The sequence below is a fragment of the Fibrobacter sp. UWR4 genome (assembly GCF_003149045.1).
Taxonomy (GTDB): domain Bacteria; phylum Fibrobacterota; class Fibrobacteria; order Fibrobacterales; family Fibrobacteraceae; genus Fibrobacter.
Genome location: NZ_QGDU01000018.1, coordinates 1 through 15884 on the forward strand (window position 1 = coordinate 1; position 15884 = coordinate 15884).

Consider the following 15884-nt stretch of genomic DNA (forward strand, 5'->3'; position numbering starts at 1 on the left):
AGTCTTGGTCCCGTAATCACGTTCATAAAATTGACTTCCTTGAATTTCTTCTAAGGTCCGTCACTAAGCACATCTCCGATTCCTTCAAACTGCTCGGCTGTTTCTCGAACTGCCGTTCCGACCGGTTCGCTTTCGTTTCTTTCGTTTCGGCTCTCTCGTTCGGAGGTGAGGCCAATTATAGAATTTTCGGGAGGAATGTCAAGGCATTTTCTCAAAAAAATTTCACTTTTTTTCACTTTTTCCGCAAAGAACTAAATTTACTCACTATAAAGCACATCTTATCAACATTCAATCCACAACTTTCTTTCTGCAGCCAGCCATATATTTTTCAAATAGCCGAGATTTTACTTCCCGCTTCGATTAAAAATTCGACTTTTTATCCTCTCCGCCAGGGATTTTAAGGCCTTTTTCTCGATTTTTCTGGTTTTCTCACGGGAGAAGCCGCATTTTTCTCCAATTTGCTCCAGAGATGGTCGTTTTTCCTGACCATAATGAAGCTGAAGGACCTTGCGGGAGTCTTCGTCCAGGTTATTGACGCACTGATTCAGGAAACGAATGGTTTCCCGATGGGCAAAATGTTGTTCTGGATTTTCTCGGTTGTCAGGAATCTCCAGGTCACAGACAAAATTCGGATTGCGCGATGCTGTATTGGAAAGGGTAAGTGTAGACGATTCCAGATCGTGCAACGTGCGGCGACGTTTCGCAAGACTGTCGGGAATGCGAACAACTTCACTATGGCATTCCACGCATTGACTCAAGTACTTCTGAATCCAGGGGCGAGCGTAGGCATCGAAGGGTACGCCACGATCCACCTCGTAACTATCGAGAGCACGCAGCATTCCCTTGGCTCCTTCCTGAATCAAGTCCGAAGAATCCTGATTGTGATGACCATATTTTCTCGCCATGCTTTTCACTAGAGGCATATACCGAGCGGCGATTACGTTACGAACGGATTCCCACTCGCTATAGGTTTTCTGCAGCTGACTCCACCAGCCATGACTAAGACCATGTTTCGCACAGGCTTCGTAAGTGAGGCTACGGACATTCCAGAGAAAGTCAAGCATCTGACGGTTCGTCCGGAACGATAATTGTGATCCGTCATCAACATTGTCTAGGCGGCAAAATACAGCTCCTAGATTAAAGATTTCACTACGCAGGCTAACCAGCCGTTCAAAAGATACACTCCGACCCATACTCCTAATATGGCAAAAACCTCCTGCCGATGGCAAGAGGTATTTTGTATAAAATAGTTGCTTTAATCCCCATTTCATAAAATAAGGTTACTAAACAAGTTTGCTAAAGCTCTTTAGTAACCTACTTTACAAACAAAGTAAATATAGAATTTAATTTTTTTGATAAACAAGGTTACCAAAATACACCCATAGGGAACTTTAGTAACCCGATTCTTAAAAAATATAGAAAGCTTACTGCACGGCCCTTACATCACCTGTAATTGATTTCGCAAAATCTTTTTCCAGAGAGTCCATTTCATTTTTCAAATTTTCCGATGCAACTTTGTTCAGGGAATCAAGTTCAGCTTTCATTTCGGGACTTATTTCGGGACTTTCAATTTTCATGGCCTTCTGAAGACCTTGAGTCGATCTTATTAGGGAATCTGCAGAGAGAACGGCTCGCGGCCTTTTCGTGAGTAAACGCCCTGTCGTCTCCGCCTTCATAATCGTCTTGAAATCGAGAATCCAGATTTCGGTGTCGGAACCTGCACGGACAGGAGGGCCCCAGGAATCTACACCGGAACTGACCAGCCAATGAGTTTCGCTTAAAGTACCTTCGCCATAAGCCAAAGGCCAAATCCATTTGATGAGAATGTTGCCCGGGAAGAATTGTCCATCGTGAGTGTGGCCGGAAAGAGCGAAGTCCGGACGGGACTTGCCATATTCATCTTCGATGCCCTTGGGCTGGTGGTCCAGAAGAATCCAGGGGACGTCATGTTCCTTGTTGGTCAAGCTTTCTGCCATAGGGCTACCCACCGCAAGTTCTTCCAGAGTTTTGCGAGGTTCGTTGAAGACGCGGGCCTTCTGGAAATCCCGACGTCCCGTAAAGCAGGCCGTCGGCTTTCTTGCCGGGAGACAGGCGGTAGAATCGTCCAGAACAATCCAGCCATTCCTGCGGAGGAAACCTGCTGGATCGGAACCGGAACGTTCCATGTACACTTCATGATTTCCCTCGATGGCAACTGCGGCAATCCTTGCAGTGGAGGCAAGCTTTTGAATCAGAGGGTCATAACCTTCTGCCGTCAGGACGGAATCATGAACGTCGGCGAAGTCACCTCCAAAAAGAATGAAGTCCGGCTTGATGGAATCGCACTGGGCGATAAGGCGTTCCAGCTTTTCCTTCTTGAAAAGCGGGTCAATGTGAAGATCGCTGAAGAACACCGCCTTGAAATTACGGAAACTGCTGGGAGCTACAAAACTTGGATGGAGCGTCACGGGAACTTCCAAAGTGCGGGTCTTGTAATCGTAGTGATTGGGAATGCCATAGGCGAGAAGACCTGCGGTCAACAGGACGGTAGCGGCAAGGATCGCACGGGAGCCGTTGCGGAAAAAATTCGTCCTGTATTGAGGGTGGCCTTTTTTCGCCCGAAGCTTCTTCCAGACGAAACGAACGCCAAAGAACAGGTCCCACAGAAGATACATCCAGAGAGCCTGACATAGCCAGATAACCATGAAGCATTGCACTGCTGCAAAAATTTGGGAATTGCTTCTAGCCAAAAAGAAACTGGCAAAAGTCAAAATGATGGGAAGTCCTGCAATCAACACACCCTTATTGCCTGTAGCAACTTTGCGGATGTTTAAGTACAGAACTAGAACAGCGGTAATGGGAAAAATCAAGAAAAACATTGTTTTCTTAATTTACTAAAATTTTTTGAAATGTTATACGCACTGACTGCAATATTGGTCGCCTTGATTGTTTATGGAATCGTTCGTGGGCATAGCCTGCGAGAAATTTCAGGAATGGCATGGTCCGGCGTTGGAGTGGCAAAGAACATTTTTATCGTCATGCTAATGGTAGGCGTCATGACTGCCCTATGGCGAGCCTCGGGTACAGTCGCCTATATTGTGAGCGTGACCTCGGGGGCATTGCAACCTGCATTTTTTCTCCCTGCGGCATTCGTGCTGAACTCCCTACTTTCCGCCCTGACGGGAACGTCTGTAGGAACTGCGGCTACCATGGGTTCTATCTGCATGAGCGTAGGATGTGCCATGGGAATCTCTCCGGCGGTATGTGGCGGTGCAATTCTCTCGGGAGCCTTTTTCGGAGATCGCTGTTCTCCCGTTTCCACAAGCGCTCTTTTGGTAGCACAGGTGACGGGAACGAACATCTATGACAATATCCGCGGGATGATCCGTACCTGCATTTTGCCTTTCGTCTTATCTCTTGGAATTTTTGCAGGAACAGGCTACTTGATGGAAAGTGCCTCTACCGCAACAAACGTGACGGATATTTTCAGCCAGTTCTACAATCTTCACTGGACATTACTTTTCCCTGCAGCAACCATTTTGATTCTCGCCTGCCTAAGGGTAAACATTAAGCTGAACATGGCCATCAGCATTTTACTATCTGCGATTCTGGCGTGGAGCATGCAAGGGATGGCTCCTGAAAAGATTTGCGAAACCATGATTTTTGGTTATTCCGCTCCTGAAGACATATCAGAAATGCTCTCGGGCGGTGGGCTTTTAGGAATGCTGAAAATGTGCGGGACTATCCTCATTTCCTTGACCTTTGTAGGACTTATCAAAGGCACTGGCATTCTTGAAAAAGTGAAAGTACTCATTTCCCGACTGAGCCACAGAATTTCCCCCTTCGGCTGCACGCTGTTCACAGCCATTCTTACTAGTATGACCAGCTGCAATCAAACCATGAGTATTGTACTCACTAACGAGATGTGCGAAAGTGTAGTAACCGACAAAAATAAAAGAGCCCTCTTTATAGAGAACTCTTCTGTAGTCGTAGCGGGAATTATTCCCTGGAGCATGGCAAGCCTTGTTCCTCTGGGAGCAATGGGCGCACCCACCAGTAGCGTACTGTTCGCAGCTTACCTGTATCTGATTTTCATTTTCCAGTGGATTACTGAAAAACGAAACTAGACTCCGTAACGATTGAAGGCATCGTTTTCATCTAGAATCTTGAAATTCACGATATACTGCTTCTTGGTGTTAGGATTGTTGTATTCCACCAGTTCAATCACCCACGCATTTTTTTCGCACTGGACCAAGAAACCGGTACGTTCCAATGTGCCGATAGTCTTGGAGCCCAACACCTGAAAATTAAACGGTTTACCATACTGACTGGACAAATTCTGGAAGACATTGGTGTACTGCATCTTCACATTTGCCACATTCACATTTCCGGCAATGAAGGGGCTGTTATCCAGAACAGCGTCAAAGGCTTCATTGAACTTTTCCACTTTCAGGAAGTCAACCATCTTCTTGACGCAATCGCTGGAATGGGGGCCAGCAAAAGCAAAAGAGCAGAGACAGAGAGATAAAAGAATAGATTTGATTTTCATAGTTCCTCCTTATTTTGCGTAAGCTTTAAAAATATCTTCTTCAGTGACGTAACGAATATCGCCAAAACGGTGCTTTCCGTCGTCGCCAACGTACTCATGAATTTCGAGCATCCATGCGGACTTTTCGCAGTTAATCTGGAAAACAATCTCTTCCATATTCTTGGCAAGGGTACGGGTACGCCATTTCGTGAAACCTAGAGGTTTTCCATGCTGGCGGGTAAATTCCTTCATCTTCCCAGCATAAAAAACAACTGCATTGTTCTTTGCCGCATCGGAATTTTCAAATGCATAAACATGATCCATCAAGGAAGATGTTGCATCCTCATACTTTTGTTTTTTTACAAAATCAACGAATTTTGCCATTTGCTTTTCAGCCAATTCCCCTGCGCAGGAAAATGCTGCAGCAAATAAAATGAAGTAAAGAATTTTTCTCATAAGACTCCTAACGTTTTCCATAATATATCAAAATTATTTGCTATTCAGGATGTAGTCCAGAAGACCATCGCAGCCTTCGTTCACATCACGCCAGGTAGCATCAAAATTTCCGGTATACCACGGGTCAGCCACATCGCCGGGGCGATTTGTCCAATCCATCATGAGAGAAATTTTCTTGCGGTCATGCTCAATGTTGGCAGATGTCGCAGTGACATCGCGGGAGGTTTCGTAAGCATAGTCTGCTGCACTGATATTCCAGCGGAGATTTCGTAGGTTGTTACGATCCATCAGGACGATGTAATCATAATAGTCATAATCCCGTTGAGTCATCTGACGGGCAGCGTGACCGCTGCAGTCAATACCTTTTGAGTTCAGCAGACGACGTGCAGGCGGATAAACCGGGTTGCCAATTTCTTCTGTGGAAGTGGCGGCAGAGGCGATTTCAAAATCCGCGGCAGTCAGACCGCAGCTCTTTCCGCTGGCGAGTTCTGTGCGGGCAGGTCCCGCGCAGCTCCTACCGGATGGGCCGAACATTTCTGCCACCTTGTGCTTCATGACGAATTCCGCCATAGGGCTTCTGCAGATGTTTCCGTGACACACAAAAAGAATCTTGACCATAACGTAAATTTAAAAATCGAAACTACAGTTCGATGGTTTCCTCATCGCTCTTGATGAAATTTTCAAGACGTTCCAGGACAAGGGCGGAATCCACACGGGCGTCTGCACGAAGGGAACATTCCCATATGACGGCAACCCGGATGCCCATCAGCGAAAGCTGGTGCTGCGTTTTTATATCTCGAACGATGTTGTTATCGAACTTATTATTCCAGAAATCGGAATTGGACTTGGGACGGCTGGTGAGCTTGCAGCCATGCTGATGCCAGAAGCAGCCGTTCACGAAAATAGCCACCCCATATCTCTGCACGAAAATATCCGGAGTACCGGGCAGATCTCGCCTGTGAAGGCGGTACCTAAATCCTGCGTGAAACAAGGACTTACGAACAATCACTTCCGGCTTCGTATTTTCCGAATGCACCGCCCCCATCATCTGGGAACGTGTCATAGGCTTTTTCTTTTTCACTCTTGCAGCCACTACATTTCCCGTTGATATTTCCAATAGTAGAACAGCGACCAGGCTGCCCAAAAAACGCACAGCACCATGCCCACATAGCCTATGGTATAGACCACACTTGCAATCGTATCGTACTTCAGCAACAAGCCTGTTTCTGACAAGATGAAATTCCAGTCATGAAAACCATAAGGGGCTTCCGCACCCGTGCCACCGCTAATAAGCATTAAACGCATGTGGAGAGCGTCATCAATGTAGGGAGCCACATCGATGAAATTTTCGAAGGCCCACCAAAGTCCCACAGAAGCACCCAACAAATCACGGGGCTTGATCCATAGTGCAAAACAAAAAACCATGGGCATGATAATCTGAAACAAGGATCCGCCGAGGGATGTGATAATTTCGTTCTTTAAGAAACCGAAAATGATATGGCCACTTTCGTGTACCGGCAAGTTCAGGCAGTGGAGATATTGCGCAATAGGAGCATCATACCCGCTGCGGAAAAGTTGCACCGTGAAGAAAATCATGGCAAGCCACAAAATGACGCGCAGGGTAAAGAACTGCTGACGCCCCAAAGGTCTCGGATAGAATAAAAACTGCAGGACTGCGGGCCAAGTATCAGAATCTCCGAGACGCATTTGCGAAAACCTGCTACGCTTTACCGTAACAAGATTCAATTGCACAGGATCCGTAGCTTTCTGCTTCATCACTAAAATAAAGATAAATCTTTTTTAATTTTTAGTTATGAAAGTTCAAGAACGTTTTTTAAAGTACGTCAGTTTTACAACCACCTCCGACGAAAATTCGGCAACCTGCCCCAGTACCGATTGCCAATTTGCGTTAGGAAAGTACCTTGCGCAGGAACTGGCAGAAATCGGTCTTCAGCAGGTGAAGATTGACGAGCACTGCTACGTGTACGGAATGCTTCCCGCAACCGCAGGCCACGAAGAGGATACGCCCATCGGTTTCATTAGCCACATGGATACTTCCCCGGATTTCTCCGGCGTAAATGTGAAGCCACAGATTATTGAAAATTACGAAGGCAACGATGTGGTTTTGGAAGGTGCAGGGCGCGACGAACAGGGGCTCGCCAAAATGGTGCTGAAAGTCGCAGACTTCCCCACTTTAAAAAATTTGAAGGGACGCACCCTCATCACCACCGACGGCACCACATTGCTGGGCGCCGACGACAAGGCGGGCATTACAGAAATCGTTACCGCCATGGAAGAGTTGGCAGAAACGGATCGCCACGCAGAAAGCCGCGGCTACGAGAATCTTTCTGGCCATGGCGACATCTGGGTTTGCTTTACGCCCGACGAAGAAATCGGCCGCGGCGCAGACCTTGTGGATTTGAACTACATGAAGGCAAAGTACGGCTACACTGTGGACGGCGGCTACGAAGGCGACATCGCTTACGAGAACTTCAACGCCTGCAGCGCCAAGTTTACCGTTCGCGGCAAGAGCGTGCATCCGGGCGAAGCCAAGGGCATCATGAAGAACGCAAGCCTCATGGCTACAGAAATCGCCATGGCCCTCCCCGCCGATGAAACTCCCGCCACTACCGAAGGCCACCAGGGTTTTTATCACCTGACAGACATGAAGGGCGATGTAGAAAACGCAACCCTCTGGTACATTGTCCGCGATCACGACAAGAAGCGCTTTGAAGAACGCCAGGAATTCTTGCGGAAAATTGCCGCGGAGTTCAACGAAAAATTCGGCGAGGGCTCGGTAACCCTCGAGCTAAAGCATTCCTACAGCAACATGCTGGAAGTCATCGAAAAGTGCCCCGAAGTTCTGGAACGCGCCCGCAATGCCATCGAAGCTGTTGGCGTTGAGCCCGTCAGCGAACCCGTCCGCGGCGGCACCGACGGAGCCAAGCTCAGTTTCATGGGGCTGCCCTGCCCGAACCTGGGTACCGGCGGCTACGGCTACCACGGTCCCTTTGAACACGTCACCGTGGAAGGCATGGAAGCTGTTGTGAAAATTATCAAGAAGATTGCATTGGGATAATCGCGAACTCTTCACTGGAAAACTACAGTCCAATGTCGTCCTTGAATTTCTGGGTGAAGATATCCTGAATCATTCTGTATGGAACGATTACAGAGACTCTGCCATCGGCATGGCATGTGCCAGGCAGCGCCCATGTGTCAAACACGAACTTTACCCCTGAAAGAGTCAAGGCGGGAGTAAAATTGCCTTGGAACTGGTTTGCGGTGGCTTCACGGACTGCATCGCGATCTATTTCACGCTTATTCGTTCCTCGCAAATAGAAATTATAGATTACGTTATCTGCAATCATTTCAACCAGTTTTTCTCTAAAGCCGGGAACAAAAACAGCGGTGTCCACTACATAGGGTTCATCTACTCTGACAATAGTATAATATTCTTCACCAGGTCCACCATTGCCACCACAGCGGGAGTCAACGATTTTTTGAAATGACATCCATCGTAAAGCCTTTGCGGTGGGCATGGCGTAAAAATATCCCGAGCACATCTCAACTTCATCGCGCCACTTTTTCCCGTATTCAGCTTTAGCCCGGGCCCACCAATCATGGGTCCTTTTTACCTCCCTGTTCATTATCTTTTCCAATGCCTTTTGTATGGATTTTCGATTCACCTTCTTAGGCGCATCCTCCCCGAAAAACATGGAAAACACAAGTCTGTCAAACTTGGAATCTTCCAACAAATCTTGTGGATAGATGAGAGGATAAACCAACTGGTAATTTCCCCAAAAAGAGGAATCCTTATATGATGCGTGGAAGTTTTCAGAAAACATCATCCACGATTCAAAACTGCGCATAAGCGCCGAGGAATCATTAAAGTACTGAGATTTTGATTCCGGTTCATTGGCTGTCGCAAATTCTGTTGCTGATTTTATCGTTGCGGAGGAATCCACCAGCGCATGATCATCGGCGGAAACAGATAATCTAACACCCCAAAAACCTATTAAAATAGATACAAAAAATATGGTAAAGAATGTGACTAATTTTTTCTTGCTCATACTAAAATACCTCTATAGATGAAAAGTTCTGCAAACTAGTATATCACCAATAGTATATCGTCAGCTTTTTGAAATTTGTCAAATCAAAAATTCAACATTTTTATATTTGAAATTCCATGCGAATCCTTCAGATCAACAAGCTCTTCAATATGCTGGGAAATTTCCAGACGAATCATCGTGCTGGGATTCTTATCGCGGTCATCCTCTTTACGCTTCTCGCAGGTGCGGGAATTTTACGCTTCGAGTTTTCCTTTACCAATGACGGCTGGTTCCTTGAGGGGGACGCCGCAAAAGTCAACGCAGAAAAGTTCCGTAAGCACTTCGGGAACGACGCCAGCGTGGTTATGCTGGTCACCGCGCCAAGCGTCCGCGACTCCGCCATCATGGAAATGCGGGACACCCTCTCCCGCTACATGCTCTCGAACATCCCGTTTGCAAAAGAAATCCACACCATCGAAAATTCCAAAGGTACCGAAGCCCTCCTCCACCTGAGTCTGGAACGCTACAGCGACCCTGCGAATGACGCTGCAAAAATCGGCCGCGCCGTAGCCGACCTTTTGGAACGTCCCGAGTTTCAATCTGATCGCTGGGACTTGAATGCCGGCGGCGAGCCCTATCTTGAAGTTTCGAAAAACGATTCCTCCATGCCTCAGGCCGCACGCTCCGTTGTCATCGGTGTGTTCATCATGATTTTCTGCCTGGCGTTCTTTACCCGTAACAAGTACGGCGTCATGATTCCCTTCATGGCCACCGCCTTCGCCATGGCATCCGTTTTCGGCATTTGCGGTTGGCTGGGCGTCAAGCCCAACTTTACCTTGTTCACATTACCCATGATGCTTGGCATGGCTTTAAGCGTTGGCTACTCCATCCATTACATCAACAGTTTCAAGCAGGCCTACCAACGACTGAACGATCGCAAGCCCGCTCTCGTCGAAGCTGTCACGGAAACGGGCTGGCCCATTTTCTTTACAGTGATGACTACCGTTGCCTCCATGCTTTCCTTCCTGTTCGTGGATATGCCGGTGCTGAAAATCGTAGGGTCTATTTGCGCCGCCATGGTTTTCGCCGTTTACCTATACGTGATTATTCTGGTGCCGATCCTTTATAGCTACGGTCCCCAAAGCCGCAAGACGCCGAAGCCCCGCGACGAACGCCTTGAAAATTTCCTGGAAAAGCTCGGCACCAAGGCTCTGAATTTCAAGTTCCCCATCGTCCTCATTTCCATCGTCATTGCAGTGGTCAGCGCCATCGGCTGCAAAGATCTTAAAGTGAACATGGATTATGTGGAAATGTTCGGCACCAAGTTGCCCTTCGTGGAACGCCTCGTGAAGCTTATGAATTCCGAACTGGCCAACGTCTATTCCTACAACATCATGGTGGACACCGGCGAGCCCGACGCCTTCAAGAATCCAGAAAACATGCTGGCCATGGATAGCGCTTCCGCAGACCTTTCCAGCCTTCCGCTGACAAAGATTTCCGAAGGCAAGGCCCGCGTCATGATTGGTGGCGTCACCGATGATTTCAGCATGGCCTACATTCATGTGGAACTGAAGGAATGGAATTCCAAGCAGGTGGACATCGACATCGATAGCGCACAAACTCTAGTCCGCAAATACTTCCCCAAGGCTGACGTTGGTGTAGAAGGTTATGCCGTGGAACAGTCCTCCATGAACAACAAACTGGTGGAAGGTGAAATCAAATCCGTGTGCATTTCCTTCGTGGTAATTGCGCTGCTTTTGATTGCCTCTTTCATGAGCATCAAAACAGGTCTTATCGGCATGATTCCCAACGTGGCTCCCATCCTCGTAATTGGCGGAGTCATGGGTGCCTGCGCCTTCAGCATGGACATGATGACCATGATGGTGATCCCCATGGCTATAGGCATTGCGGTGGACGACACCATCCATTTCGTGAACCATTCCAAACTCTGCTTTGAACGATGCGGCAACTACCGCGAATCCATTCTCGCCACCTTCAGAGACGTGGGCAAGAGCATGGTCAGCACCACCATCATTCTCTGCATGATGTTCCTCGCCTACATGGTCAGCCCCGTCACCATCTTCTTCAGAGTGGGCCTCATGGCAACCATCGGACTTGTCACCGCATTGGTGGCCGACTTCACCATCACACCAGTGCTGATTATGCTGACGAAACCGTTTGGAAAGGAAACTGCAAAATGAAAACTCTCGTCCTCTACATTCACGGAAAGGGCGGGAACATCGCAGAGGCAGAACATTACAAGCCTCTGTTTCCTGATTGTGAAGTCATGGGTTTTGATTACAAGGCAGAAACTCCTTGGGCTGCCAAGGACGAATTTATCAAATTCTTTGATTCCGTCTCCACAGGCTTTGATCAAGTCTATCTCATCGCTAACAGCATCGGCGCTTACTTTTCAATGACGTCTCTTGGCTCAGCCAATATCGCCAAGGCCTATTTCATTTCACCTATGGTGAATATGGAAAAGCTGATTTGCGATATGATGATGTGGGCTGGCGTTTCAGAAAATGAACTCCGCGAAAAGAAGAACATCGCAACGAATTTCGGAGAAACCCTTTCCTGGGAATACTTGAGCTACGTTCGCGAAAATCCCATCCAGTGGAATGTTCCCACCAAGATTCTTTACGGCTCCAAGGACAATCTTGTCTCCTTAGAAACCATCACCAAGTTTGCTAATAAAATCAATGCGCCTCTCACCGTTATGGAAGGCGGTGAGCATTGGTTCCACACCGACGAGCAAATGAAATTCTTAGATGAATGGATAAAGAACGGCAAATCATTTGCTTAGGATCATCCATGTTTTTTTATTCAACAAAAAATCATTTCCATTCAATGGAAATCTTTCTTTTCTTTGCAGCACAATCTGTCAGGTAAGAATCAATTAAAGTCTGATAAGGAATTCCCTGCTCCTTGGACATTTTCTTGAAATACTCAATAGTAGACGCATTCAAACGAATGGTAATCTGTTTTTTCAAGGCTGCAGCATAAGGATTCCTTACTGCCTTCATTTTTTCAAAGTCATATTCTTTTTTCATGGTTCATCTCCTTTGCGAGCATTCCAATAATATTGAAATTCCTTCTTTGTCGCTTTTCGAGCACTAATTATTCGATTTACAATTACGTCATTGTCAGCAATAACCCGTTCTGTGTAAACCACAACCAAAGTTCTCAACTCAGAAGATAGACCAATAAGAATTGAACGATCTTCATCTCTAGAATGCTCTACGTCAAAGAAAACTCTCGCATGTTCATCTTCAAAGCAGCTCTTTGCCTCTTCAAACGAAATGCCGTGTTTCTTTTGATTTATACCATTCTTTTTTTCGTCCCACTCGAAATCTATTTCCATAATAGACCTCGCTGTATAACTACAATATAATTACATTTTAATTTTAGAGCAAGCTCACAAGATAAAAAAGCCATAGCATATATCTCCTTTATGATGACCAGCCTATTTCCCTAAGGAACAGAATCAATTATTTCACCCTCTATTCTCAAATTTCTCCTGGATTTGCTTGACTTCGGGAATCCGCTGCTTACGGGCTACCGCCAGGACCTTCTCCTTGTCGGAGCTGAGGAGTAGACGCTCGTAAAGCTGCGAGTGAATCTGGCGTTCAAGTTCACGGCTAGTCCACGCATTGTTGATGGCCTCCAGCTCATAATACTCGCGCTTGTCTGGATCTTCTATCTGAATTAGATCGCGATATTGAGTCCAGTTCAATTGTGAACGCACTGCGTTCACAATTGGATAAAGGGTGTAAAACTTGCGACAAAAAGCCAATTGACGATACGAAAATCCACGCTGCGAACAGCGTTCTGACGGGACTGCTCAATAATTCCTCGAATTTCCTGGACAAACTTTTCGTTGACACGCGAAAACACGGCATCGCTGCCGGATACTCCATTCCTTATTTTCATGAGAGATGTTGAGGGAACCCCTTTGTTCCCAGCTCTACGTGCACAGTCAAGAGGCTCGCCTCCTCTCTCAGGTTCTGCGGAGATGTCCAATGCGACACGCTCCCACGACTTGCAGCAGAGAATTTATGATGCCCTACGTATAGGGATTAGCAATGTGCAAAATATAATCTATGCGTAAATCATTTGCAAGACACTGTCGTTATGCAGTCAACGATGCAATTGCGAACACACTGTATTCGCAATCAGTGAATTTGTTATATTCCTAAAAAACTGTAGGCTTAAATGAAATTCATTCTTTTTCTTATTGCACTAGCCTTGATTGCTTGCTCAAATTCAGGTATTCGAAAATACCCGAATGGTCAATTAGTACAGCAGGGTTTCAGAGAAAATGGTGTGGAAGGCGTTGATAAATTTTACCCATCCGGCGCCCTTATGGAGCACAATGAATTTCATGGGGCAGACCGTAGCAACTCAACTATCACTACCTACTACGAAAATGGTTCTATGGAATGCAAGGGTTCTTTCGCGAAGGGAATCCAACAAGGCGACTTTCTCTGCTATTTCCCATCGGGAGCATTGCACGTTTCTGTTAGTGAAGACGGTCATGTAAAGCAATTCTACGAATCAGGCATTCTACTTCAAGAATACTTTATAGAAAATGGCAAAGTGGAAGGAGACTTCATCAGCAATTATCCGGATGGTAGGTTACAATACAGATGCAAGTACAAAAATGACCACGAAATTTCCCGTGAGACTTTTTACAAAGATGGTCAGGTAAAAACCGAGTCAAAAGAAAGTAACGGCAGCAATCCGAATAATCAAAAGACAAGGCCAAATATTCATGTAAGCTACTCATTTCATTCTAATGGGATGCTGGCTCGAAAGGCAATTTTTATTGCAGGACGTTCCGTAGGAAAGGAGTTCAGTTATTCAACTGATGGTAAAATAAATGCCGAAAGGATTTTTGCCTTTAGTGTCCAACAAGGGTTTCAACGAGAATACTATCGCAATGGAAATCTTAGAAATGATTTTGTCATTTACCTTTCGGAATCAGGCAACCACTATGATACCTACTACCATAAATTATTTGACGAAGATGGAAATCTTAAATACTACAAGGATTCCTTGACCGAAAAATTTTTCTATGAAAACGGAAACCTAAAATCGCTAAAAGATTCCACAGGAGAATATTCATATAACGAGGATGGATCGCTAAAAAAAGAAATCGTAAATGGAATTGTACATTGGATAGACAGGGATTGGAACGATTCCTCCAAAATATGCGAATCCTGGAAAGACTCCCTGAACAACGAATACAAAGGCAAATGCACCAATGCAAAAGGCGCTATCATAAGCGAATTCTTTGAAAAAGGAAGAATCGATAACGCGACGGTACCCATTCAGAAAAAAAGAATCTATTCCGATAATGGCATCCTAATTTTTAGTTCTGAAAAACAAGATAGTCTGGTAAAGGAAACAGACTTTTACGAAAGCGGTAAACTTTGGATTCAAAAGGAATACTACCTAGAAGGATACAGGCGCAAACTGATTTACTTCAAGGAATATTCCGAAGATGAAATCACAATTCGCGATTACCAGGTTATCGAGGTAGACGGGGTGCGCAAGGCCATTTGTCACTTCAAGGACTTTGAGGGAAATGATGTTGAAGTTCCTCCACGTCGTCGTAACAGACCTTTTAGTATGCAGGACGAAGTGAATGGCTGCATTCGCAAGGAAAGACCGAAGTACGAATACGTGGACAAGTGCGAAGTTTATTAGGAAACATTAAAATGCAATGAAGCTACCGGGAAATTCTCGGTAGCTTTTTTACATCCGATGCTAGATCCTCGCCTGCGCGAGGATGACACAACGGGGCAAGGACTTTGCGAGTACTATCCCAACTGTCCGGGAAGTACTTTCTTTTCCTTGGGCGGGAACTGCTTATCGAATTCATCGGCGTCGGCTTCGTTCACGAAGTACGCTTCCGGATCGCGATAGCTTCCGCGGATGCCGTCCAGAAAACCGGGCGTCAATTCCTTGATGAGGAAGTAAGGCGCGTCTCCATCGGGGTCGTCTGCGTAGCGGATGCCTTTGGATGTTGCAGTCACAAAACCGCACTTGCCGTAGAACTGGATGTTACCGCACATGGCGATACATCCGGCACCCATTTGGCGGGCACGTTCCAGGGCGTAGTCCAACAGCATCTTGCCAAGGCCCTTGCGTTGCATATCCGGACGAACGCTGATTGGGCCGAACGTCATCATACGCAAATGCTCACCAGTGTCCACCAGAATTTCGCTCCAAGCAAACATCACATGGGCGAGAATTTCACCGTCTTTCTCCAGCACCAGGCTCAACTCCGGAATAAATCCAGGGTTACTCCTGTAGCAGTGCAGCACGTAATGCTCAAGACATCCGGGACGATAAACGTTCCAGAAAGCCTCGCGGGTTAAATTTTCGACAGCAGAGAAATCGGCAGGTTGTTCCTGTCGGATAGTATATTCAGAATTAATAGACATTGTTTATTTCCTTTTTTAGTGTGAAAGGATACGAGTCACGCCACCCGGCGCAACCCGCATTAAACAATGTCCCAGTTTTGGGTTCGACCGAAGTCGAAATTATGGATTAAGAACATCCAACTCCGTAATAAAGGTTCGGTTATAATATACTCATTTTTCAAGGGAGTGGTCACAATCCTGCCGTAATTTCTACATTATTCATAAACACAATCGGCAACTTCCAAGGCGCCACGAGAGGATTTTATGCAGACTAAGGAATTCAGAACCAGTGGCACCTGCGCCAAGCTCAGCTTCATGGGACTCCCCTGCCCCAACCTGGGTACCGGTGGCTACGGCTATCACGGCCCCTTCGAACACGTAACCGTCGAAGCCATGGAATCCGTGGTGAAAATCATCAAGAATATCGCATTGGATTAATAG

The 15884-nt window shown here is 46.4% G+C and carries 16 protein-coding genes and 2 pseudogenes; 6 read left to right on the forward strand and 12 right to left on the reverse strand.

Going from position 1 to position 15884, the window contains the following annotated elements; all coding sequences use genetic code 11:
* Positions 1-344: 344 nt before the first annotated feature.
* Both BGX12_RS08605 and BGX12_RS08610 read right to left on the reverse strand, forming a co-directional pair.
* Positions 345-1193: a sigma-70 family RNA polymerase sigma factor gene (locus tag BGX12_RS08605; protein ID WP_158278207.1), complete on the reverse strand. Its 849-nt coding sequence runs from the start codon at positions 1191-1193 to the stop codon at positions 345-347.
* A 231-nt stretch (positions 1194-1424) separates the two neighbouring features.
* Positions 1425-2858: a metallophosphoesterase gene (locus tag BGX12_RS08610; RefSeq protein WP_109735668.1), complete on the reverse strand. Its 1434-nt coding sequence runs from the start codon at positions 2856-2858 to the stop codon at positions 1425-1427.
* 30 nt (positions 2859-2888) lie between these two features.
* Here BGX12_RS08610 and BGX12_RS08615 point away from each other — a divergent pair, with 30 nt between their 5' ends.
* Positions 2889-4106, forward strand: a complete 1218-nt coding sequence (locus BGX12_RS08615) for a Na+/H+ antiporter NhaC family protein (protein ID WP_109735669.1) — start codon at positions 2889-2891, stop codon at positions 4104-4106.
* Here the strand turns inward: BGX12_RS08615 and BGX12_RS08620 are convergent.
* The 5 genes from BGX12_RS08620 to BGX12_RS08640 are packed head-to-tail and all read right to left on the reverse strand — an operon-like array spanning position 4103 to position 6739.
* Positions 4103-4528, reverse strand: coding sequence for a hypothetical protein (locus BGX12_RS08620; protein ID WP_109735670.1), 426 nt, complete (start codon positions 4526-4528; stop codon positions 4103-4105). The genes BGX12_RS08615 and BGX12_RS08620 overlap by 4 nt on opposite strands.
* Before the next feature lie 9 nt (positions 4529-4537).
* Positions 4538-4963, reverse strand: coding sequence for a hypothetical protein (locus BGX12_RS08625; RefSeq protein ID WP_109735671.1), 426 nt, complete (start codon positions 4961-4963; stop codon positions 4538-4540).
* Between the two features lie 33 nt (positions 4964-4996).
* A complete protein-coding gene (locus tag BGX12_RS08630; protein ID WP_109735672.1) occupies positions 4997-5581 on the reverse strand; it encodes a low molecular weight protein-tyrosine-phosphatase in 585 nt (194 codons plus the stop codon).
* A gap of 22 nt (positions 5582-5603) precedes the next feature.
* The gene (locus BGX12_RS08635; RefSeq protein ID WP_109735743.1) at positions 5604-6026 is read right to left on the reverse strand and encodes a very short patch repair endonuclease; all 423 of its coding nucleotides are present in this window, start codon (positions 6024-6026) and stop codon (positions 5604-5606) included.
* 29 nt (positions 6027-6055) lie between these two features.
* A complete protein-coding gene (locus tag BGX12_RS08640; RefSeq protein ID WP_233246334.1) occupies positions 6056-6739 on the reverse strand; it encodes a hypothetical protein in 684 nt (227 codons plus the stop codon).
* Between the two features lie 37 nt (positions 6740-6776).
* On the opposite strand from BGX12_RS08640, the gene pepT reads away from it, so the two are divergent.
* A complete protein-coding gene (pepT, locus tag BGX12_RS08645) occupies positions 6777-8042 on the forward strand; it encodes a peptidase T (protein WP_109735673.1) in 1266 nt (421 codons plus the stop codon).
* 22 nt (positions 8043-8064) lie between these two features.
* Here pepT and BGX12_RS08650 read toward each other — a convergent pair whose 3' ends face one another.
* Positions 8065-9033 carry a hypothetical protein gene (locus tag BGX12_RS08650; RefSeq protein WP_109735674.1) on the reverse strand — a complete coding sequence of 323 codons (969 nt, stop codon included), beginning with the start codon at positions 9031-9033 and terminating at the stop codon, positions 8065-8067.
* Positions 9034-9149: 116 nt separating this feature from the next.
* Here BGX12_RS08650 and BGX12_RS08655 point away from each other — a divergent pair, with 116 nt between their 5' ends.
* Both BGX12_RS08655 and BGX12_RS08660 read left to right on the forward strand, forming a co-directional pair.
* The gene (locus BGX12_RS08655) at positions 9150-11213 is read left to right on the forward strand and encodes an RND family transporter (RefSeq protein WP_109735675.1); all 2064 of its coding nucleotides are present in this window, start codon (positions 9150-9152) and stop codon (positions 11211-11213) included.
* Positions 11210-11818 carry a carboxylesterase gene (locus tag BGX12_RS08660; protein ID WP_109735676.1) on the forward strand — a complete coding sequence of 203 codons (609 nt, stop codon included), beginning with the start codon at positions 11210-11212 and terminating at the stop codon, positions 11816-11818. The genes BGX12_RS08655 and BGX12_RS08660 overlap by 4 nt, the downstream gene beginning before the upstream one ends.
* Before the next feature lie 31 nt (positions 11819-11849).
* Here the strand turns inward: BGX12_RS08660 and BGX12_RS08665 are convergent, their stop codons facing one another.
* From BGX12_RS08665 to BGX12_RS08675, 3 genes and pseudogenes are all read right to left on the reverse strand, one after another.
* Positions 11850-12065 (reverse strand): BrnA antitoxin family protein, encoded by a 216-nt coding sequence (locus BGX12_RS08665; RefSeq protein ID WP_109735677.1) that lies wholly within the window; start codon positions 12063-12065, stop codon positions 11850-11852.
* Complete coding sequence (locus tag BGX12_RS08670) at positions 12062-12379, reverse strand: BrnT family toxin (protein ID WP_109735678.1); 318 nt, start codon at positions 12377-12379, stop codon at positions 12062-12064. The genes BGX12_RS08665 and BGX12_RS08670 overlap by 4 nt, the downstream gene beginning before the upstream one ends.
* Positions 12380-12547: 168 nt before the next feature.
* Positions 12548-12826: pseudogene (locus tag BGX12_RS08675) on the reverse strand (DUF1016 N-terminal domain-containing protein); the annotation flags it as partial.
* 401 nt (positions 12827-13227) lie between these two features.
* On the opposite strand from BGX12_RS08675, the gene BGX12_RS08680 reads away from it, so the two are divergent.
* Entirely contained in the window at positions 13228-14724 is a 1497-nt protein-coding gene (locus BGX12_RS08680; protein ID WP_109735680.1) for a toxin-antitoxin system YwqK family antitoxin, read from the forward strand.
* A 113-nt stretch (positions 14725-14837) separates the two neighbouring features.
* Here BGX12_RS08680 and BGX12_RS08685 read toward each other — a convergent pair whose 3' ends face one another.
* A complete protein-coding gene (locus BGX12_RS08685; protein ID WP_109735681.1) occupies positions 14838-15464 on the reverse strand; it encodes a GNAT family N-acetyltransferase in 627 nt (208 codons plus the stop codon).
* Positions 15465-15743: 279 nt separating this feature from the next.
* Here BGX12_RS08685 and BGX12_RS15520 point away from each other — a divergent pair.
* Positions 15744-15881: pseudogene (locus BGX12_RS15520) on the forward strand (peptidase T); the annotation flags it as partial.
* Positions 15882-15884: the final 3 nt, after the last annotated feature.